We start from the raw sequence: 19,937 nt of genomic DNA on the forward strand, positions 1-19,937 counted from the left end.
GAGTCCGTCTGACGGACAGAAGGCGAGGAGCTGGTCTTGACAACCCCCACCGGCCCGTTGTCCGGGCTGCTGGTCGCGGACTTCTCCCGGGTGCTGGCCGGCCCGTACGCCACGATGCTGCTGGCGGACCTGGGCGCCGACGTCGTCAAGGTCGAGGGCCCGCAGGGCGACGAGACGCGCACGTGGATGCCGCCGGTGCGCGGGGACGTCTCGACCTACTACCTCGGCGTCAACCGCGGGAAGCGGTCCATCGCGCTGGACCTGCGCGACGAAGCCGACGCCGTCGTCGCCCGCGAGCTCGCCGCCCGCGCGGACGTGCTGATCGAGAACTTCAAGCCCGGCGGCCTGGCCAAGTACGGCCTGGACTACGACGCCGTCCGCCAGGTCAACCCCGGCAGCGTCTACGCCTCCATCAGCGGCTTCGGGGCGGGCGAAGGCGCGCACGTGCCCGGCTACGACCTGATGGTGCAGGCGATCTCGGGCCTGATGAGCCTGACCGGCGACCCGGACGGGCCGCCGTACCGGGCCGGGATCTCGGTGTTCGACGTCATGGCCGGCAACCACGCGGTGATCGGCATCCTGGCCGCGCTGCGCCACCGCGACGCAACCGGCGAGGGCCAGCACGTCGAGGTCAACCTGCTGTCCTCGGCGCTGACCGGGCTGGTCAACCACAGCTCGGCCTACGCCGCCGGCGGGGTGGTGCCCTACCGGATGGGCAACGCCCACCCCAGCGTCTTCCCCTACGAGCCGCTGCCGACGGCCGATGCCGACCTGATCGTCGCCGCGGCCAACGACGGGCAGTTCCGGCGGCTGTGCGAGGTCCTCGACCTGCCCGGCGTCCCGGACGACCCGCGGTTCGCCCGCAACGCCGACCGCACGAAGAACCGCGAAGAGCTGCGGCCGATCCTGGTCGAGCGGCTGGCGAAACGCGGTGCGGTGGACTGGTTCGACGCGCTGACGAAGGTCGGTGTCCCGTGTGGACCGATCAACACGATCGACGGCGGGTTCGCGATGGCCGAACGCTTCGGGCTGGACCCGATCGTCGAGGTCGGCGAAGGTGACCGCGCGGTCCCGACCACCCGCCACCCCATCCGGTTCTCCGCGACCCCGGCCGGCTACCGGCTGCCGCCGCCGGAGCTCGACGAGCACGGCGCCGAACTGCGGGCGTGGCTGACGGAGGCCGCCGATGGCTGACCGGATCTACGAAACCGCCCTCGGCGCGTCCACAAAGGACAAGATCACCCTGCTCGGGCACGACCTGGCCGAGGACGTCATGGGCACGGTCGGGTTCGGCGAGCTCGCCTTCTGGCTGGCCACCCAGCGACGTCCGGCCGAAGGGGAAACCCGGGTCTTCGAAGCGGTGCTGGCCGCCTTGGCCGACCACGGCTTCACCCCGACCGCGATCGTCACGCGGCTGACGTACCTGTCCGCACCGGACTCGGTCCAGGGCGCCCTCGCGGCCGGCCTGCTGGGCGGCGGGTCGCGCTTCCTCGGCGTCACCGAGGACTGCGGCCGGTTCCTGCACGACGTCTTGTCCACAGTGGACACCCTGCCGGACGACGACGGCGGCTGGGACGCGCTCGCGCTCGAAACCGTCGAAAAGCGCCGCGCGGAAAAGAAGTTCGTCCCCGGGCTGGGCCACCACGTGCACAAGGACGGCGACCCGCGCACCGCGCGGCTGTTCGCCATCGCCGACGAGGAAGGCCTGCGCGGCCCGCACCTGGAGCTGTTCGCCGCGATCGGCCGGGTGCACCCGCGGGTGCTGGGCAAAACCCTGCCGCTCAACGGGGCCGGCGTCTGCGGGGCCGCGCTCGCCGACCTCGGGCTGCCCCTCGAGCTGCTGCGCGGGTTCGCGCTGCTGGCCCGGACCGCCGGGCTGATCGGCCAGCTCGCCGAGGAACTGCGCCACCCCGTCGCCGACGACATCTTCCGGTCCGTCGACTTCAACAACCGGTCGGTCCCGCCGGATCCGCACTCGTGAGAGGAACGCCGATGCAGCTGGTCACCGAGGACAACATCACCGAGCTCGCCGCGCAGCGCTGGGCGAGCGCGCACGACCCGCGGACGGCGGAGGTGATGGCGGCGCTCGTGCGCCACCTGCACGCCTTCGCCCGCGAAGTCCGGCTGAGCGAGCCCGAGTGGATGGCCGCGATGCGGTGGCTGACCGAGACCGGGCGGATCAGCGACGAGAAGCGGGAGGAGTTCATCCTCGCCTCCGACGTGCTCGGCCTGAGCATGCTGGTGGTGCAGATGAACCACGCCTTCGACGCGAAGGCGACCCCGGCCACCGTGCTCGGTCCGTTCCACATCGACGGCTCGCCCGAGAAGGACTTCGGCGGCGACATGTCCGACGGCCTCCCCGGCACGCCGCTCTACATCACCGGCGCGGTCCTCGACCTCGACGGCACGCCCGTCACCGGTGCGGTGCTCGACGTGTGGCAGGCCGACGAGGACGGCGCGTACGAGTCGCAGATCCCGGACATCGACGAAGCCCGGCTGCGCGCCAAGTACACCAGCCGCGCCGACGGGACCTACTGCGTGCGGACCATCGCGCCGAAGGGCTATTCGATCCCGATGGACGGCCCGGTCGGCGCGCTGATCCGCGGCACCGACATCAGTCACTTCCGGCCCGCGCACGTGCACTTCCTGATCAACGCCGCCGGGTACGAGCCGCTGATCACCCACCTGTTCCAGGAGGGCGCGCAGTACCTGGACAGCGACGTCGTGTTCGGCACCAAGCAGGAACTGGTGGTCACCTTCGAGGAACGCGATCCCGGGCCGACGCCGGACGGCGGCGAATCGGAACAGCCGTGGCTCGAGGCGCGCTACGACTTCGTCCTGCAGCCGGTGTGAGGCGCCGGTGCGCGCGGCGGAGATCCGGGCGGCCGGGCAGCCGCCGGTGGTGACCGACCGGGCCGAGCCCTCTCCCGGGCCCGGTGAGGTCGCCGTCCGCGTGACGGCGGCGCCGATCACCCCGCTCGACCTGCTGTGCGCGTCCGGCACGTCCTACTTCGGCGTGCCCGCCACCCCGTATGTGCCGGGCGTGCAGGGCGTGGGTGAGCTGGCGGGGACGCCGGTCTGGTTCGCCACGGCGGCGGGCATGCGGCCCGGGGACGGGAGCATGGCCGAGTACGCCGTGGCCGCGTCCGGCGACGTCGTCGTCCTGCCGGAGGGGGCCGATCCCGCCCTGGTCGCGGCGCTCGGGCTGTCCGCGGTCGCGGCGTGGCGGTGCCTGACGGCCACGGGCGGACTCGCCGCGGGCGAGACCGTGCTGGTGCTCGGCGCGGGCGGCGTGGTCGGGCAGTCGGCCGTCCAGCTGGCGCGAGTGGCCGGAGCCGGCCGGGTGGTGGCGTGCGCGCGGTCGGAGGCCGCGCTGGCGCGGGCCCGGCAGCTCGGTGCGGACGCCACGGTCCGGCTGGTGGACGGCGAAGACCCCGGAACACTGGCGCAGCGGCTCGGGGCGGTGACCGGCCCGGTCGACCTGGTGGTCGATCCGGTGTGCGGGCTCCCGGCCGCGGCGGCGCTGCACACCCTGCGCCCGGGCGGGCGGCTGGTCAACCTCGGCAGCGCGGCCGGCGAGGTGTGCCCGGTCCCCTCGGCGCTGCTGCGCAGCCGGTCACTGCGGATCCTCGGCTACACGAACAACGAGCTCACCGCGGACGAGCGCCGCGAAGCGCTGCTCACGGTGGTGGCGCAGACGGTGGCGGGGGCGCTCACGGCCGGGTACGAGCGCGTCCCGCTGCACGACGCGGCCCGGGCGTGGAACCGCCCGGGCCGCGTGGTGCTGGCGCCCTGACGCGGGCATCCGGCGGTGACCACGGTGGTCACCGGCCCCCAGGGCCGGGTTTCGGCACATCGCCGATGTAGGGACCGCTTCCCACCCCGCCGACCGGCGACGGGTCGTTCGTCGCGGACGCCGCGGGGGCGAGCACGGCGAGCGCGGCCGCGGTGAGCAAAGCGGCAGCTACAGCACGTTTCATCGATGAGCTCCTTCGCGTTCCCCGGCATTGTGCGGGATCCGGCTTCCAAACCGCTTCCGTTCCCCGGAAAAACCGATGGTCCGTTCGGTCCTATTTCGGCGGATGCCGTGGCCGGTGCGGACGGCCTTCTCGTTCAATGACCCCGTACGGAGTCCGAGGGGCCGAGGGGGCCGGGGTGGACGAGCCGAAGTTCGACGTCGTCGACACGCGACGGAGGTTCCTGTCCTGGTTCGTGCCCCCGGCGGGGGTCTTCGTGCTCGGGTTCGTCGCGCTGCTGTTCGCAGGGCACGTCACCGGGCCGCTGAAGCACATCACCGTGGTGCGCGCGATGATCGCGTCCAAGCGGGACTTCTTCGAGGACGAGCAGGTCAAGCGGCTGCTGATGAGCCACGGCTACCAGGTGCAGGTGACCCCGGCCGGCTCGTTCGAGCTGGCCGAGACCGCCGACCTGGACGGCTACCAGTTCGTGTTCCCCTCCGGCCAGGCCGCGGCCGACCGCGTCTACGAGCGCCGCCAAGGCAAGCACGCGGTCGGGTACAAGCCGTTCTTCACGCCGCTCGTGCTGGCGACCTTCCGCGACTACGCCGAGGCGCTGGTCGCGGCGAAAGTGGCCGAGCGGCGGTCCACCGGCGACCCGCCGCTGTACTACAGCGTCGAGATGGACAAGCTGATGGCGCTCGTGGCCGGCCAGGGCCGCTGGCGGGACTACGGCCCCGGTCTCAGTGCGAACCGGCTGCTCATCCAGTCGCCCGACCCGTGCCGGAGCTACTCGGGCGCCGCCTACGTCGGCCTGGTCGCCTTCGCACGCTACGCGCAGCCCGCGGCGACGGAAGCCGAAGCCGTCGAGCAGGCCCGTGGGATCAAGCCGATGCTGGACGCCGAGGGCCAGCACAGCGACGACATGGCGCCGAAGTACTTCGTGCCGGAGGGCCGCAGCTTCGCGACGGTCGCGGTCATCTACGAGCACCAGTACCTCGCGTACCAGAACCGGCGGCTGGACAACGGCGCGGGCCTCGACGCCGACCGGGTCCTGATGTACCCCAGTGCCCAGCACCAGACCGCGCCCGACCTCATCTCGTTCAGCCCCGAGGGCGACGCGATCGGGGCGCTCCTGATGTCCGATCCGGCCCTGCGCCGGCGGGCCGTCGAACTCGGGTTCCACGTGTACTCGGCCGACACCGCGCAGTTCGACTTCGCCGGCTACCTCAAGGAGCGCCGCATCCCGGAACCCGCGGCCGCGATCGGGGACACCGAGACCTGGCTGCCCCGCGACGCCGAGTTCCGGCGGATGGTCGCCGAGATCGGGGGCTGCCGGTGGTGAGGGCCGCCCTGGTGCTGCTGCTCCTGCTCACCGCGTGCAGTCCCGGCGAGCCCGCCGACACGAAGCTCACCGTGCTGGCCACCAGCGAGCTCGCCGATCTGGGGCCGGTGCTGGCGGACCTGCGTCGCGACACCGGTGTCGAACTGGTCCTGGACTACCGCGGCACGGTGGCGGCGACCGCCGAGCTGAACCGCGGGTTCGACCTGGCCTGGCTCTCGACCGGCCGGTTCCTGCGGCTGCGCGGGGCCGAACCGGAGCTCGCGACGTCGATCATGCTCTCGCCGCTGGTGCTCGGCGTGAAGCCGGGCGAGGCGGCGAAGCTGGGTGCGCAGCCGACGTGGGCGGACATCGCCGATCGCGCGGCCGGCGGCGAGCTGCGGTTCGGCATGGCGGACCCGCACGTCTCCGGCAGCGGGCTGGCCGCCCTGATCGGCGTGGCCACCGCGGCGGCCGGGACGGGCGCGGCGCTGCGACCGGAGGACGTCCGGTGCGACCGGATCCAGGGCTTCCTCGCGGGCCGGGCGTTCGACGCCGCCGACGTCGCCGAGGAGTACGTGCGCCGCGAGCGCGAGGCAGGCGGCATCGTCGCGCCCGAGTCGGCGATCCTGGCGCTCAACGCCTCGGGCCGGCTGCGCGAGCCCCTCGAAGTCGTCTACCCGCGGGACGGGATCGTGCTCGCGGACTACCCGCTGATGCTGCTGAACCCGGACAAGCGCGCGGCCTACGACCGGGTCGTGCACTGGCTGCGCGGCCCGTCGGCGCAGCGGGCGATCATGGACCGGACGTTCCGGCGCCCGGCCGATCCGGCGGTGCCGCGCACCGGGCCGCTGGCGGCGCCGATCGGGAACCCGCTGTACTTCCCGGACCACCAGGAGGTGCTCGACCGGCTGCTGCAGGCCTACGACCGCGCGCGCACCGGCCGTCAGGTGATCTTCGTGCTGGACTACTCGCTGTCCATGGCCGGGCCGCGGGTGGCGGCGCTGCGCCGGGCGTTCGCGGCGCTGACCGGGTTCGACCGCTTCTACGCCGGCGAGACCGTGACGATCATCCGGTTCGCCGGCGAGGTCCTGGAGGAGCGCACGGTCACCGTGTCCCGCCGGGAAGACGCCGACGCGCTGCAGGCGGTCGTGGGGTCGGCGGACCTGCGGCCGTACACGGCGATCTGGGGTGCGCTCGAGCACGCCTACCGGATCGCGAAGCCGGGAGCGTCGATCGTGCTGATGACCGACGGCGAGAACAACGCCGGCCCGGGCCTGGACGGGTTCCTGGCCGGCCGGCACGACGCCGGGCCGGCGTTCGCGATCCGGTTCGGCGAGGCGAACCCGGCCGAGCTGGGCCGGGCCACCGCCGCGACCGGCGGGCGCGTCGTCGACGGCACCGCGGAATCGTTGACGGAGGCGGTGAGGGAGCTTCGTGGATGTCGATAGGGCCATGCTGTGGTCGGTGCTCGGCTGGTGGGGCGTGCTCTGGGTGGTGACCGCGCTGGCCGCGGTGCTGGCGCTCGTGGTGCTGGTGCTCGGGGTGCTGAGGCGCAGCCGCCCGGTGATCCTGCCCGGCCTGCCGTTCTACCTGGACGAGCCGCGGGTGATCGAGCTGTGCCAGCAGGGCGGCTACGGCGACATCGCCAAGCGGACGATCCGGGAGTTCGTCAACCGCAGCACCGACGGCTCGTTCGGGTTCACCAGCCAGTGGTTCAAGCTCGGCCGCGGCGCCAACCGCGGGCACGAGACGGAGACGAGCTACGACGTGCACGTCACCGCGAACACGCTGCTGGGCCTGGCGTTGCAGTCCCTGGAGGCGCAGCACGGCGTCGTGCACGCGAACCTGCCGGCCCGGTCGGTGCAGGGCGATCGGGCGTGGCGCCGGACGCGCTCGCCGCGGCTGTCGGAGATCCACGACGGTTACGTGGTCGTGCAGGGCAAGTTCACCGTGGCCGAGGAGTCCGGCGACGAGGTCGTGCTGCACGCGCGGATCGGCCGGCACGACGCGTGGGTCCGGGTGGCCTGCCACGACGGCCACCTGCGCCGCAAGGAGGTGCCGCGGGGCGAGTTCAACGCGCGCTGCCTCGGCAAGAGCCAGGCGTGGCGGCCGGACAGCGGCGAGCTGGTCATCCTGCCGATCGCCGTCCTCCAGTAGTCTCACGAAGGCGGCTGGAGGTCCTTGCAGAGTGCGGTGGGGAACTTCGGTTCGGCGGCCAGGATTTCGCCGCAGCCGCCACCCTTCGCCCCGGCGACGCTCGTCCAGCCGGTGCCCGCCCAGCGGTAGGCGACCCGGGTCGCGGGCTCGCCGCTGTGCCGTTGCAGGTCGTGGATCAGCCAGTTCTGGTCACAGGCCCGGGTGGTGCCGGGGTACTCGGCTTCGGCGCTGAACTCCAGCTGCGCGATCCACGCCGGGTTGCAGTGATCGGCGGGCGGGTGGCAGCCGAGGCGCTCGTCGCACTTCTTCCAGGCACCGGACACCAGCCCCCAGGTCTGGTTGACGTTGACGACGAACGGCCGGTCCCCGATCGGTGCCGCCGTCTTGACCGGGAAATCGGCCGGTGCCTGCGCGCAGCTCGTACCCTCCGGCGGCCGGAACAGGATCTCGGCATCGATGCGGTTGCCGTCCTCGGTGACCCGGGCGTGCGGTGCTCCGGCGCAGGTGGGCAGGTCGACGTGCAGGACGGCGCTGCGGTCGTCGGGACCCGGCCGGACGTCGGTGACCCACGCGAGCTGCTCCGCCGGCGGCGCGGGCACGGGCGGCTCCGAAGTGGCCGCCGGTGACGCGGGCGCCGGCGTGGCGGTGCTCTGGTACGGGATGTCCAGCGCCAGCAGCAGCCAGAACGCGAGCAGGCCGGTGGCGAGCACCCCGGCCGTCCACAGCGCAGGCTTGACGAATCGCGACATCGAAGCTCCCCCCTCAATGTTCCGGGGGGAGCCTAGCCGACGTCGGGCGCCCGGCTCAGCCGCCGTAGCCCTCGGTGGCGAGCAACTTCCCGATCTGGTCGTAGACCGCCTGGTCGTCCGGGGCCACCGTGGCGAGGCCGTCGACGTAGCGGTTGAACATGCAGAACGCCGCCGCGATCAGGACGGTGTCGTGCAGCTCGACGTCGGTCGCGCCTTCCGCGCGGGCCGCCTCGATCAGCTCGGGCGTCACCGCGCGCCCGGTTTCGCGGGTGGCGAGGGCGATCCGCAGGAGGGCCTTGAGCTTCGCCCCCACCGGTGCGTCGTCGATCCCCGCGCAGGCCGCGTCGACCACCGCGCGGCCGCCCTCGAGGGTTTCGGCCGCGGCGGCGGCGTGGCTGCCGTGGCAGAAGCGGCATTCGTTGCCGTGGGACACCACCGCCGCGATCAGTTCTCGCTCGCCGACGGTCAGGCTGCTCGGGCCGCGCAGGAGGGTCTGCGCCAGGTGGTTGAGCGGGACGGCGGTCTCGGGCCGGAACGCGAACAGCGACCGGATGCCGGGCGACTGCGGGTCGAGCGGGATGTGCGGCATCGGTTCCTCCAGGCGGGCGCGAAAGATCGTCCCGCGCAGTCTGGCGGCCGGCGGCGGCCCGGCCAACCTCCGTGTTGCGCAACCGGACCGCCGCCGAAAGCCTCAACCGACTGCGAAGTCGTCGGCGTAGACGGCACTTTGGCCGTACCAGCCGTGGACGTACACGGTCACCGCGCCCGACGCGCCGGTCGTGAACGGCACCGACAGCTTCGTCCAGCCGCTGCTGGAGGTCCACGCGCTCGCGGTGGCCCCGCCGCGGACGCCGACGTAGGCGTAGCTGCCCTGCACCCACGCCGTGAGCGTGTAGGCGTGGTTCGGGGCGAGCGTCACGTTCTGCGCGGCTTCGCCGGTGGCCGACGCCGTGGGCGTCACCTGCAGCGCGTGGGTGCCCGAGTGCGCCGGGGTGGCGACGATCGCGTCGCCGGGTGCGGTCCACGGGCTCAGTGCGCCGGTCTCGAAGCCGCCGTTTACCACGCCGCCGGCGGGCGGGGTGCCATTGACGGTGAGGGTGAAGGTGGTGCTGTGGCTGCCGGAGGCGGCGGTGCCGGTCACGGTGAGCGGGTAGACGCCGGGGACGGCGGCCGCGGTGGTGCCCACCGAGAGCGACGCGCTGCCGCCCGCGGTCACCGTGCCGGGGCTGACGGCCGCGGTGACGCCGGCGGGTACGCCGGTGACCGACAGGGTGACCTGCTGGGCGGAGCCGGACGTCACCGCGGTGCTCACCGTCGCCGAGGCCGAGCCGCCCGGGTCCACCGCGGCCGAGGCCGGGGTGGCGGCGAGGGAGAAGTCGTTGCCGGGTACGGACGTGCCGCCGGTGAAGGGTTCGAAGGCGTGGCTGAAGAACCAGGTGTCCTGGGCGATGCCGGAGCAGTTGTCGGCCGCGGCGCCGCCGGGGCAGCTGCCGTTGTCGCGTTGCAGCGCCCAGAACGACAGCGTGTTGATGCCCTTGGCCACGGCCCAGTTGTAGACGGTGGCCGCGTCGGCGGTGGTGAAGGTTTCGGCCGGGCCGAAGTCGTCGACGCCGATCATCTCGGTGACCCCGACCATCGCCCACAGCTGCGCCTGGGTCTTGCCCGGGTAGAGGGAGCCGAGCTGGGTGACCAGGCCGGCCGCGGCGGTCTGGGTGTCGGTGGCCATCTGGTGGGCGGCGTTGTCGTAGTAGTCGAAGGTCATCAGGTTGACGACGTCGACGCGGGTGCCGTTGGCGACGGCGTTGCGCAGGACGGCGAGGCCGCTGTCGGCGAGGCCGCGGGTGGTCGTGGGCAGGGTGTAGGAGATCTGCAGCGGGCGCCCGGAGGCCGCGGCCCAGTCCTGGACCTTCTTGAGGGCCTTGTTGCGGCGGTCGATCCCGGCGGAGCTGGTCAGCGAGTTGTCCTCGATGTCCATGTCGAGCCGCGGGACGTCGTAGGTGGTGAGCACCGACTGGTAGGCGGCGGCGATGGAGTCCACACTCGTGCAGCTGTCGGCTATTTCGGTGCCGGTGTTGTCGGCGGTGTAGCCGCCGAAGGACGGGATGACGTCGCCGCCGCGGGACCGGATGGTGGCGATGTCGGCCCCGAAGACGCCGGTGGAGATCGGCATCCCGGTGTCGCCGTTCCAGTACACCGTGCAGGAACCCTTGGTGGCGGCCTGCAGGAACGCCATCGTGAGGTGCTTGGCGCCGGACTGCTGGGCCAGCGCGGCCGGGCTCTCGCCGGTCCAGGCTTCGAAGTAGGGCGCGAAGACGTGCGCGGGCAGCGGCGTGGCGGCCTGGGCGGTTCCAGCGGTGGCGACCAGGGAACCGGCCGAGAACGCCGCCAGGGCAAGGGAAACGGACAATCGGGAGAAAGGTCTGCGTCGACGCATCTGCGCTCCTGAGCCGGCGGGAGCCGTGCGGCGGCGTGGCACGGCGGGAACGCTTTCAGGATTGGACCAGACCAATCGACGCGTCAAGGTCCAGACCACTAAACCGGCCGGATGGCGGCGGCGATTGCGCGGGAAGGCAGCCCGGCGCGAGCCCACCGGGTGGGCAACGATCGTGACAAAAACGTTCCAACTCTCCGGGGCGGCCGGTAGCGTCCTGGTCCATGCGGGTGATGTGGGGGAAGAATGGACGACGCAGAGTGACCAAGCCGTGGCGAGCCGCCCCGAAGGCCGCCCTCTCCAGCCCGCTGACGCTGATCGTGGCGGCCGTGACCTCGCTGCTGGCGTGTTTCCTCGGCACCGCCGCGGTGCTGCAGGCGTCCGCGGCCGGCGGGGCCACCGTCGCCTACCAGACGGGCATCACCTGCCCGGACAGCTACGGCCCGATGTTCGGCAAGGGCAACATGCCGGTGCAGGACATCCCAGCGGTGACCGGCGCAATCCAGCGCCACGCCGCCGCGCACGGCTTCGGCGCGCCCGTCGTCGGCGAGTTCACCACCGTGCTGCGGGGCACCGAGTTCAACGGCGACCCGCACTACAAGGTCCGCTTCGGCTACCGCGACCAGGTCGGCCTGGACAACCTGACGCTGCAGCAGGGCACGCGGGCGCCGGGGCTGTGGCTGGGCAACGTGGTGGCCGACGCCGAGCACATCGGCCTCGGCACGAAGCCGAGCCTGCAGGGCGTGCCGCTGCCGCCGGTCACCGGCATCTACCGCGACCTGCTCGACCCGCCGCCGCGGTGGTGGTGCTCGCAGCAGTCCGGGGCCGTGATCGACCGGCTGGTCGACGACCCGATCGACTCGATCGTCTTCGCCACCGACCGCAAGACCTTCGACGACACGATCCAGGCCATCGGCCTGCCGACGATGCAGTACTTCCACGTCTCCTTCTACGAGCCGGCGCCGACGACGCTGAGCGCCGCGGAAGACCTGCTGCAGCGCTCGCAGGACCTGGTCGCCGACGTCCGCGCCGACCTGACCGCCCAGGGCCTCGGCTCGCTGATCGCCGCCGACGTCCCGACGTTCCAGCGCTCGGTGCAGATCGCCCGGCAGGCCCAGGAGAACGTGTTCGTCTCGATCCTGCCGCTGGCGCTGATCAGCGTCCTGGTCGGCTGCGCCGGCCTGGGCACGGTGGCCCTGCAGTGGTACCAGCGGCGGCACGCCCAGCTGCGGCTGCTGTCGGCGCGCGGCAGCGGCCCGGCGGCGCTCGGCGGGCTCGCCGTCGCCGAGCTGGGCCTGCCGATCCTGCTCGGCGGGGCGGCGGGCGCGGTGGCGGCGCGGCTGCTGCTCGGCGTGTACGGCCCGCCGGGCGCCCCGGACCCGGCCGCCGTGCTGACCGCCGTCGGCGTCGCGGCCGGGACGCTGGCGGTGTCGCTGGTGCTGCTGGCCCTGGTCGTCGCGGTGCGGGTGCACCGGGAGTTCGAGCTGGGCCGGGTGCGCCGCGGCGGCAAGCGGGTGCGGCTGCTGGCGTACTTCCCCTGGGAGCTGGCGACGGCCGGCATGGCCTGGCTGGGCTGGACGCGGCTGGCGCACTACGGCACGGCGTCCCGGCTGGGCAATCCCCTCCCCCAGGTGGATCCGCTGGCCCTCACCTACCCGGTGTTCGTGGTGCTGACGGTCGGGCTGCTGACCGCGCGGCTGGCGTGGCTGGCCCTGCACGCCTCGCACCGGGCCCGGTTCTGGTCGCGCCCGGCGCTGCAGCTGGCGATCCGGCGGCTGGCCGGCGCCCGCGCCCCGGTGACCGGGGTGCTGGTCATCGGAACCCTCGCCATCGGCACGCTGGCCACCGGGATCGGCATCGCCCGCGGCCAGGAGGAGGCGCTGGAAACCAAGTCGGCGATCTTCGTCGGCAGCAACGCCCGCCTCGACACCGACAGCCCGCTCGGCATGGGCCAGGTCGCGATGCCCCCGTCACTGGCCGGGACCAGCACCGTGGTCGGCGAGCTGACCGGGACCGGCAGCGTGGTGCTGGTGGTCGACCCGGCGACGTTCGCCCGCGGTGCCGCGGTCGAGCACATTCCGGGCGACGACCTGGCCGGGCTGCTGCAGAAGATCTCGCAGCCGGACCCGCGCGGCACGCCGGTGATCCGGGTCGGGCACACGGCCAAGCAGAACGCCAAGCTGCCCGACGACCTGCCCGACGCGGTCGTCGCCGGTGACCTGCCGGTGTTCCCGATGATCGGCACCTCCCCCGGCTACGTCGTCTCGCGCACGGTGCTCAGCCACGCGCAGCTGGACGGCATTCCGAAGTGGAGCGTGCTGACGACCGCGCCGATGGCGGAGGCGACCGCGGCGCTGCGCGCGGCGGGGGTGTTCATCCCGAACCGGATCAGCCGTGAGTCCGCTTTGGACGGTCTGCCGTTCTTCGTGGTGGCGTGGACGTTCTCGTTCGTGGCGTTGCTGGGCGCGGTGCTCGGCGTGGTGGCGGTCCTCGCGCTGCTGGTCGCGGTCGAGGTCCGGCGGCGGCAGAACGCCCTGGCTGGGGCGCTGGTGCTGCGGATGGGCATGCGGCCGCGGACGCTGCTGGCCAGTCACCTGATGGAGCTGGGGGCGCTGAGCGGGCTGGCGATCGTGGTCGGGGTGGTGTGCGGGGTTTCGGTGGCGGGGCTGTCGGTGCCCCGGTTCGACCCGGCGACGTTCCTCGCGCCGCGCTCGGAGCTGCCGGATCCGCTGCCGTTCGTGCTGACCGTCGTCGTGATCGGCGTGGCGGTGGTCGCGCTGGCCGGCTGGATCGCGGTGCGCTCGGTGCGCACCGCCCGGACCGCGGAGCTGATCCGTGCCTGAGAAGCCCATCTTTTCCCTGCGCGGCATCGGCGTGGACTACCCGACGCTGGCCGGGGTCGTCACCGGCGTCGACGACGTCAGCCTCGACGTGCCCGCGCGCGGGATGACCGTGCTGGCCGGGCCGTCGGGGTCGGGGAAGTCGACGCTGCTGCGCGTGCTGGGGCTGTTCGAGCAGCCCGCGCGCGGCACGCTGACGTTCCAGGGCGCCGACGTCCGCAAGCTCAAGCACCGCGAGCGGCGGGCGTTGCGGCGCCACCACCTGGGGCTGGTGTTCCAGAACCCGAGCGACAACCTGCTGGGCTACCTGACGGTCGCGGAGAATCTGCACGCCGCGGCCGAGGCCGCCGGGACCGAGTGCAACGCCGAGGACATCCTCGGGCAGCTGGGCCTGCACGGCACCGGCGGCTGGAAGATCGCCGCGCTCTCGGGCGGGCAGCAGCAGCGGCTGGCGTTCGGGTGCGTGCTGGCCGCGCGCTCGACGGTGATCCTCGCCGACGAGCCGACGTCGCAATTGGACGAAGCGTCGGCCGACCTGGTGCTGGACACCCTGCAGTACCTGGTGGACCAGGACTTCGCGGTCCTGGTCGCCTCGCACGACGAACGCCTGATCGACCTCGGCGCGCGGGTGGCCCGGCTGCACAAGGGCGTGCTCGAAGGCATCGAAGAACGGGAGCTGCCGGCATGACACTCGTGGAAGCGGTCGGGCTGCGCCGCAGTTTCGCCCACCCCAGCGGCGACATCGAGGTGCTGCGCGGGCTGGAACTGCGGGTGGGCGCGGGCGAGCTGGTGACGGTGTCGGGCCGGTCGGGTTCGGGCAAGAGCGCGCTGCTGGCCCTGCTGTGCGGCTTCGACTCCCCCGACTCCGGCTGCGTGCTCCTCGACGGTGTCCCGATCGACGGCGCGCCGCCGTGGCACACGTGCGCGGTGCTGCCGCAGGCGCTCGGGCTGGCCAACGAGCTGACGATCGCGGAGAACGTGGCCTTGCCGCTGCGGCTGCGGCCGGACGTGCCGCGCCCGTCGCCGTCGGCGATCGCCGAGCGGGTGGGTGGCCTGCTGGACGAGCTGGGCATCGGCGGCCTCGGCGACCGCTATCCCCTGGAGGTGTCGTTCGGGCAGCAGCAGCGGGTGGCGCTGGCCCGCGCGGTCGCCGGCCGCCCGCGGGTCCTGCTGACGGACGAGCCGACGGCGCACCTGGACGCCGGCTCGACACCCCGGGTCCTGCGGCTCCTGCGCCAGTGCGCGGCCGAAGGCGCGGCGGTGATCGTGGCCACCCACGACGAGGAGGTCCACCGCATCGCCGACCGCCGCGTCCGCCTGCTCGACGGGGTGCTCACGGCGCTGCTGGACTGACCGGCACGACCGCGCTCAGCCGGCCCGCTCCCTGATGCCGCGAATGACTCATTCGCGGCGCCGGAGGTCCCGAATGAGTCATTCGCGACCTTCGTCACCCGGGCACCCCACGTCACCGGCCGTTCCCGCTCACGGCGCTGCTGGACTGACCCGCGCCCCCGAGTCCGGCACCCCCGCGTAATCCGGCAGCTCGACGCCGTTGAGCGCGCGCTCGATCAGCGGCATGAGCGCTTCCATGTCGGGCTCGGCGTCCGCACCGGCCTCGCGGCTCTGCACGTGCAGCCGGCCGATCTCCTGGTTGGCCTCGACGAACGAGCGCATCCGCGTCTCGTAGCCGGCGAACCCCGCCTCCGGGTCCCACCCGGCCGCAGCCAGCTCGCCGGCCAGCAGGTAGGCACCGACCAAAGCCAGCCCGGTGCCGCCACCCGACATAGGCGACGAACAGAACGCCGCGTCACCGATCAGGCCCACGCGTCCCGACGACCAGCGGTCCAGCACCACCTGGGCAACCTGGTCGAGGTAGAAGTCCGGGGTGTCGTCCAGGTGCGCGAGGATCTCCTCCGTCCGCCAGCCCAGGCCGGCCATCCGCGCACGCAGCAGGTCCTTCTGCGCGTCGATGTCGCGGTGGTCGACGTCGAAGCCGTCGGCGGGGAACGACAGCATGGCCATCGCCCGGGTGGGGTCCTTGAGCGGCCGCAGCCCGGCCGAACGCCCCTCGTGCTGGTAGTCGATCATCCAGCGGTCGATCCCGAACTCGTTGGGCACGCTGTAGAAGGCCAGCACCATCCCGAGGTGGCGGACGAACCGCTCGCGCGGCCCGAAGACCATCCCGCGCAGCGCCGAGTGCAGCCCGTCGGCCCCGATCACCAGGTCGAAGCGCCGCCGGGCGCCGCTCGCGAAGGTGACGTCGACGCCGTCCGCGTCCTGGGCGAGCTCGGCGATCCGGTCGCCGAAGAGGTATTCGACGTGCTCGCGGGTGTCGTCGTAGATCACCTGGGACAGATCGCCGCGCAGGATCTCGATGTCCGCGATGTACCCGTCGCCGCCGTCGTCCTCGGCGCTGAAGGTCTCCAGCACGTTCCCGTCGGCGTCCACGGTGTGCGCGCCGGCGGTTTCGGTGCGGGCCGCGCGTACCGGCGCCTCCAGCCCCATCCGGCGGATGACGTCCTTGGCCACTCCGCGCGCGTCCACCGCCTGGCCGCCGGGACGCAGCCCGGGTGCCCGTTCCACGACAGTCACCTCGGCGCCCCGCCGCCGCAGCCAGTGGGCCAGCGCGGGCCCCGCGATGCTCGCCCCGGCCACCAGCACCCTGTTCCCGCTCACCGCGGTCCCCCCGTCGCCGTCCGCATGCCGGTCCGGAGTGTAGCGGCGGTGGCCGCGCCAACCGATCAGGAATCGAGAAGCGCTGGTCAGCGGGTCGGCCATAGCGTTCACGACGTACCGCAGACCACGACTTCAGGAGCACCGAAGATGAGCACCCAGGGGATCAAGACCATCCTGCACCCCGTCACCGACCTGGCCGCCGCCAAGGCCGTCTACACCGCCTTGCTGGGCGTCGAGCCGCAGGCCGACGCGCCCTACTACGTCGGCTACGACGTCGAAGGCCAGCACATCGGGCTGGTGCCGAACGGCGCGCAGCAGGGCATGACCGGGCCGGTGTCCTACTGGCACGTCGACGACATCGAGGCGAAGCTCGCCGAGGTGACCGCGGCGGGCGGGACGGTCAAGGACGAGCCGAAGGACGTCGGCAACGGCCGCCTGGTCGCGACCTTCACCGACACCGACGGCAACGTCCTCGGCGTGCTGCAGGACCCCGCCCGGTCCTAGCCGAGCGCGGTGGCCCGGCTGACCTCCTCCCAGGCGGCCAGGTCCGCCGCGACGGCCTCGTGGTGGGCGCGGATGGCTTCGACGGCGTCCGCGCCCAGCGCGAGCCGCAGCGGGGCGTCGTCGCTGCCGACCGCCCGGACGATCGCCGCGGCGGCCTTGGCCGGGTCGCCGGGCTGGGTGCCGTCCATGTTCTCGACCGCTTCCCGCGTTCCGCCGGTCGACACCGCGTAGGCGTCGATCGTGCGGGAGCGGTGCATGCGGCCGCCGCCGAACTCGGTGCGGAAGGCGCCCGGCTCGACGATCAGCACCCGCACCCCGAACGGCGCCACCTCCGCGGCCAGGGCTTCGGAGATGCCTTCCAGCGCGAACTTCGTCGCGCAGTAGGCGCCGTAGCCGGGCGGGGACAGCTGCCCGCCCATCGAGCTGATCTGCACGACCGTGCCGCTGCCCTGCGCGCGCAGGTGCGGCAGCACGGCCTTGGTGACCGCGACCGCGCCGAAGAACATCACGTCCATCAGCGCGCGCAGTTCGTCCATCGTGAGTTCTTCGACCGCGCCGACCGAGCCGCTGCCGGCGTTGTTGACCACGACGTCGATCCGGCCGAACGCTTCGAGCGCGGCTTTCACCGCCGTGTCGATCTGCCCTGCGTCGGTGACGTCGAGGGCGGCGGTCCGGAGCCGGTCGCCGCCGCGGTCCTGCAGTTCGGTCAGGGTTTCCGGCCGGCGGGCGGTGGCCAGCACGCGGTCGCCCGCGGCGAGCGCGGCCAGCGCGATTTCCCGGCCGAAGCCGGCGGAGCAGCCGGTGATCAGCCAGACGCGGCCGTCGGTGTTCGTCATTTTCCGTGTCCTCCCAGTGCTTTCCTCCTTTCCATCCTGACGACGATCATGGGCGGGGCGCCAACACCGATGTCCTGGCGCGGCTACAGTCGGAGCCTGTGACCCCCGAGTTGCGGCAGCTCCGCTACTTCGTCGCCGTGGCCGAGGCGGGCAGCTTCACCCGCGCCGCCGCCGGGCTGCACCTCGCCCAGCAGTCGCTGTCCCAGCAGATCACCGTGCTGGAGCGGGCGCTCGGCGTCCGGCTGTTCGACCGGGACGCGCGGGGGACACGGCTCACCGCCGTCGGCCGGCTGTTCCTGCCCGAGGCCCGCGCGGTGCTCGCCCGCGCCGAAGAAGCCGTCGCCACACTAGGGCGGGCGGTGCGCGGCGAGATCGGCGACGTCCGGCTCGTCTTCCTCGCCACGACGGCGAACTACCTGCTGCCGCCGGTGGTGCGGGCGGTCCGGGAGCAGCTGCCCGGGCTGGCGGTGACGACGGCCGAGGCGTCGATCGCCGAGCTGGTCGAGGGCCTGCGCGAGGGCCGGTTCGACCTGGCGTTCACCCGGCCGCCGCTGGTGGCCGGCCTGGTGACCCGGACGTTGCTGACCGAAGAGGTGTGTGCGGTGCTGCCCGTGGAGCACCCGCTCGTCGGTCGGGTGTCGCTGAAGCTGGCCGATCTGGCGGACGAGCCATGGGTGCTCACCCCGCGCGGCAGCTGGGAGCCGTGGCACCGCGGCTACGACGACGACTTCGCCGCGGCCGGCTTCACCCCGCGGGTGGTGCAGCGGGCCGCGTCCGTGCAGGGCCTGCTCGGACTGGTCGCGGCCGGGGTCGGGGTGACCCGGCTGGCCCGCTCCTCGCACAGCCTGCGTCGCACCGGCGTGGCGTTCGTACCGTTGGAGGGCGAGGTCGCCCGCACGGAACTGGTGTGGCTGCCGGGCAACGACAACCCGGCGGTCCGGGCGATCGCCGAGGTGGCGGCCGGTCTCGCGGCGGCGACGGATCTGACTCAGGCGGGCTGACCGCTGCGCGGCGACCTGGCCGCTGTTGGCGCAGGCGGGGTTGGAGCAGTAGGTGACGATTTGGCGGCGACGTCGTCGGTGACCAGGTCGATGGTCTCGATCATGGCGGGCCTTTCAGAAGGTCTTGGCGGTGTCGCGGGCGGCAGCGCGCGCGATGCGGCCGAGTTCGGCGGCGTCGCCGGTGAGGGTGAGGTGGAAGCGGATCTCGGTGACGTCGTCGATGCCGGTCCAGTTGAGCCAGCCGGTGAAGAACGGCGCCTGGAAGTCCGCGCCGAACTCCGGGCCGAGCCCGGGCGCCCACACCGCGCTGGTGTAGATGACCGCGGCGCGCTTGCCGCGGCCGGCCAGGAGGTGCCGGTAGCCGGTGGCCGGGTCGACGCCGAAGACCCAGCCGGGCTGGGACACGACGTCGACGAACTGCTTGAGCACGTACGGCACGCCGGAGTTCCACATCGGCACGCTGAACAGGATCCGGTCGGCGGCGTCGAACCGGGCGAACGCCGCCTGCGCCGCGGCCCAGGCCTCGGCCTCCTCGCCCTGCGGGGTGCCGCCGCCGAAGACGGTCATCTTGGCGCGGGCGGCCGCGGGGCCGAACGCCGGCAGCGAGCCGTCCCAGAGGTCCCATTCGCCGATGTCGGCGTCCGGGTGCTGGCTGCGGTAGCTGTCCAGGAAAGTGGCTGCCAGACGCAGCGATTCGGATGCTTCCCCTCGTGGGGACGCGGAAATGTGCAGCAGATCGGGCATGGCGATGCTCCTCGGACGAGGCCCGGCTTTCGCCGGACGAGAAATCGGACTAGAGTCCGCTTATGTCTTCGAACCGTAGCGGACCGAAGTCCGTTTCGTCAACGCCGGCCGGGCTGCCAGTGCTCGGCGCCCCCGTCCGCGAACGGGCCGACGCCGCCCGCAACCGGATCCGCGTCCTGGGAGCCGCCGAGAAGCTCTTCGCCGAACGCGGCGTCGACGCGGTCACCATGGACGACGTCGCGGGCGCGGCCGGCGTCGGCAAGGGCACGCTCTACCGCCGTTTCGGCGACAAGGGCGGCCTCGCCATGGCTCTGCTCGACGAGCGCGAACGGGAACTCCAGGAGCGGATCATCACCGGCCCGCCCCCGTTGGGCCCGGGCGCGGAGCCCGCCGACCGCCTCGGCGCGTTCATCGAGGCGTACCTGGAGCTCCTGGACCGCCAACTGGACCTGGTGCTCCTGTCGGAGACCGCCACGACGGGCGCCCGCTTCCGCACCGGCGCGCACACGTTGTGGCGCCGGCACTGCCGGCACCTCCTCGAAGCGGGCGGGGCGGAGGCCGCCGAGATCGCCGCGGACGTCCTGCTCGCGGCGCTGTCGGCCGAGCAGGTGCGGCATTGGCGGCAGGAGCGCGAGATGTCGTCGGCGACACTGGCGGAGTCGCTCGTCCGGCTGGCGCGGACCTGGCTCCGGTGACGCACCGTGTCCGCTGCTGGGCCG

Annotated in this window: 20 protein-coding genes; 13 read left to right on the forward strand and 7 right to left on the reverse strand. The window is 73.0% G+C overall.

All coding sequences use genetic code 11. From position 1 onward, the window contains the following. Positions 1-36: 36 nt before the first annotated feature. Genes ACWDN5_RS13260 through ACWDN5_RS13275 form a run of 4 tightly spaced genes read left to right on the forward strand, consistent with a single transcriptional unit; the run spans position 37 to position 3,796 of the window. A complete protein-coding gene (locus ACWDN5_RS13260; RefSeq protein ID WP_449676455.1) occupies positions 37-1,194 on the forward strand; it encodes a CaiB/BaiF CoA transferase family protein in 1,158 nt (385 codons plus the stop codon). Continuing rightward, a complete protein-coding gene (locus ACWDN5_RS13265; protein WP_449676456.1) occupies positions 1,187-1,981 on the forward strand; it encodes a citryl-CoA lyase in 795 nt (264 codons plus the stop codon). Before ACWDN5_RS13260 ends, ACWDN5_RS13265 begins: the two co-directional genes overlap by 8 nt. 11 nt (positions 1,982-1,992) lie before the next feature. Then, positions 1,993-2,853, forward strand: a complete 861-nt coding sequence (locus ACWDN5_RS13270; protein ID WP_449676457.1) for a dioxygenase family protein — start codon at positions 1,993-1,995, stop codon at positions 2,851-2,853. A gap of 7 nt (positions 2,854-2,860) precedes the next feature. Next, positions 2,861-3,796: a quinone oxidoreductase family protein gene (locus tag ACWDN5_RS13275; protein ID WP_449676458.1), complete on the forward strand. Its 936-nt coding sequence runs from the start codon at positions 2,861-2,863 to the stop codon at positions 3,794-3,796. A gap of 28 nt (positions 3,797-3,824) precedes the next feature. On the opposite strand, the gene ACWDN5_RS13280 is transcribed toward ACWDN5_RS13275, so the two are convergent. Further along, entirely contained in the window at positions 3,825-3,980 is a 156-nt protein-coding gene (locus ACWDN5_RS13280) for a hypothetical protein (protein ID WP_158104622.1), read from the reverse strand. Between the two features lie 175 nt (positions 3,981-4,155). On the opposite strand from ACWDN5_RS13280, the gene ACWDN5_RS13285 reads away from it, so the two are divergent. From ACWDN5_RS13285 to ACWDN5_RS13295, 3 genes are read left to right on the forward strand one after another with little or no spacing between them, the layout of a single operon-like run. Beyond that, complete coding sequence (locus ACWDN5_RS13285; RefSeq protein WP_449676459.1) at positions 4,156-5,301, forward strand: hypothetical protein; 1,146 nt, start codon at positions 4,156-4,158, stop codon at positions 5,299-5,301. Further along, on the forward strand, positions 5,298-6,728 hold the full coding sequence (locus ACWDN5_RS13290) for a substrate-binding domain-containing protein (RefSeq protein ID WP_449676460.1): 1,431 nt from the start codon (positions 5,298-5,300) through the stop codon (positions 6,726-6,728). Before ACWDN5_RS13285 ends, ACWDN5_RS13290 begins: the two co-directional genes overlap by 4 nt. Continuing rightward, a complete protein-coding gene (locus tag ACWDN5_RS13295; protein WP_310972907.1) occupies positions 6,715-7,437 on the forward strand; it encodes a hypothetical protein in 723 nt (240 codons plus the stop codon). Before ACWDN5_RS13290 ends, ACWDN5_RS13295 begins: the two co-directional genes overlap by 14 nt. 2 nt (positions 7,438-7,439) lie before the next feature. On the opposite strand, the gene ACWDN5_RS13300 is transcribed toward ACWDN5_RS13295, so the two are convergent. The 3 genes from ACWDN5_RS13300 to ACWDN5_RS13310 form a co-directional block, all read right to left on the reverse strand. Beyond that, a complete protein-coding gene (locus tag ACWDN5_RS13300) occupies positions 7,440-8,186 on the reverse strand; it encodes a hypothetical protein (protein ID WP_449676461.1) in 747 nt (248 codons plus the stop codon). Positions 8,187-8,241: 55 nt separating this feature from the next. After that, entirely contained in the window at positions 8,242-8,775 is a 534-nt protein-coding gene (locus ACWDN5_RS13305; protein WP_449676462.1) for a carboxymuconolactone decarboxylase family protein, read from the reverse strand. A gap of 102 nt (positions 8,776-8,877) precedes the next feature. Continuing rightward, a complete protein-coding gene (locus ACWDN5_RS13310; protein ID WP_449676463.1) occupies positions 8,878-10,593 on the reverse strand; it encodes a glycosyl hydrolase family 18 protein in 1,716 nt (571 codons plus the stop codon). Positions 10,594-10,877: 284 nt separating this feature from the next. Here ACWDN5_RS13310 and ACWDN5_RS13315 point away from each other — a divergent pair, with 284 nt between their 5' ends. Genes ACWDN5_RS13315 through ACWDN5_RS13325 form a run of 3 tightly spaced genes read left to right on the forward strand, consistent with a single transcriptional unit; the run spans position 10,878 to position 14,810 of the window. Further along, entirely contained in the window at positions 10,878-13,460 is a 2,583-nt protein-coding gene (locus ACWDN5_RS13315; RefSeq protein ID WP_310972911.1) for an FtsX-like permease family protein, read from the forward strand. Further along, positions 13,453-14,145 (forward strand): ABC transporter ATP-binding protein, encoded by a 693-nt coding sequence (locus tag ACWDN5_RS13320; RefSeq protein WP_449676464.1) that lies wholly within the window; start codon positions 13,453-13,455, stop codon positions 14,143-14,145. Before ACWDN5_RS13315 ends, ACWDN5_RS13320 begins: the two co-directional genes overlap by 8 nt. Continuing rightward, the gene (locus ACWDN5_RS13325; RefSeq protein WP_449676465.1) at positions 14,142-14,810 is read left to right on the forward strand and encodes an ABC transporter ATP-binding protein; all 669 of its coding nucleotides are present in this window, start codon (positions 14,142-14,144) and stop codon (positions 14,808-14,810) included. The genes ACWDN5_RS13320 and ACWDN5_RS13325 overlap by 4 nt, the downstream gene beginning before the upstream one ends. A gap of 129 nt (positions 14,811-14,939) precedes the next feature. Here ACWDN5_RS13325 and ACWDN5_RS13330 read toward each other — a convergent pair whose 3' ends face one another. After that, positions 14,940-16,133, reverse strand: a complete 1,194-nt coding sequence (locus tag ACWDN5_RS13330; RefSeq protein WP_449676466.1) for an FAD-dependent monooxygenase — start codon at positions 16,131-16,133, stop codon at positions 14,940-14,942. Positions 16,134-16,280: 147 nt separating this feature from the next. On the opposite strand from ACWDN5_RS13330, the gene ACWDN5_RS13335 reads away from it, so the two are divergent. Next, on the forward strand, positions 16,281-16,637 hold the full coding sequence (locus ACWDN5_RS13335) for a VOC family protein (protein ID WP_449676467.1): 357 nt from the start codon (positions 16,281-16,283) through the stop codon (positions 16,635-16,637). Here ACWDN5_RS13335 and ACWDN5_RS13340 read toward each other — a convergent pair. Continuing rightward, positions 16,634-17,473 (reverse strand): oxidoreductase, encoded by an 840-nt coding sequence (locus ACWDN5_RS13340; RefSeq protein WP_449676468.1) that lies wholly within the window; start codon positions 17,471-17,473, stop codon positions 16,634-16,636. The genes ACWDN5_RS13335 and ACWDN5_RS13340 overlap by 4 nt on opposite strands. 98 nt (positions 17,474-17,571) lie before the next feature. Between ACWDN5_RS13340 and ACWDN5_RS13345 the strand changes: the two genes are divergently transcribed. Next, entirely contained in the window at positions 17,572-18,474 is a 903-nt protein-coding gene (locus tag ACWDN5_RS13345) for a LysR family transcriptional regulator (protein WP_449676469.1), read from the forward strand. Between the two features lie 114 nt (positions 18,475-18,588). On the opposite strand, the gene ACWDN5_RS13350 is transcribed toward ACWDN5_RS13345, so the two are convergent. Next, positions 18,589-19,218, reverse strand: coding sequence for an FMN-dependent NADH-azoreductase (locus tag ACWDN5_RS13350; RefSeq protein WP_449676470.1), 630 nt, complete (start codon positions 19,216-19,218; stop codon positions 18,589-18,591). A 62-nt stretch (positions 19,219-19,280) separates the two neighbouring features. Here ACWDN5_RS13350 and ACWDN5_RS13355 point away from each other — a divergent pair, with 62 nt between their 5' ends. Next, complete coding sequence (locus tag ACWDN5_RS13355) at positions 19,281-19,913, forward strand: TetR/AcrR family transcriptional regulator (RefSeq protein WP_449676471.1); 633 nt, start codon at positions 19,281-19,283, stop codon at positions 19,911-19,913. Positions 19,914-19,937: the final 24 nt, after the last annotated feature.

The sequence above is a fragment of the Amycolatopsis sp. NPDC003731 genome, from assembly GCF_053586895.1.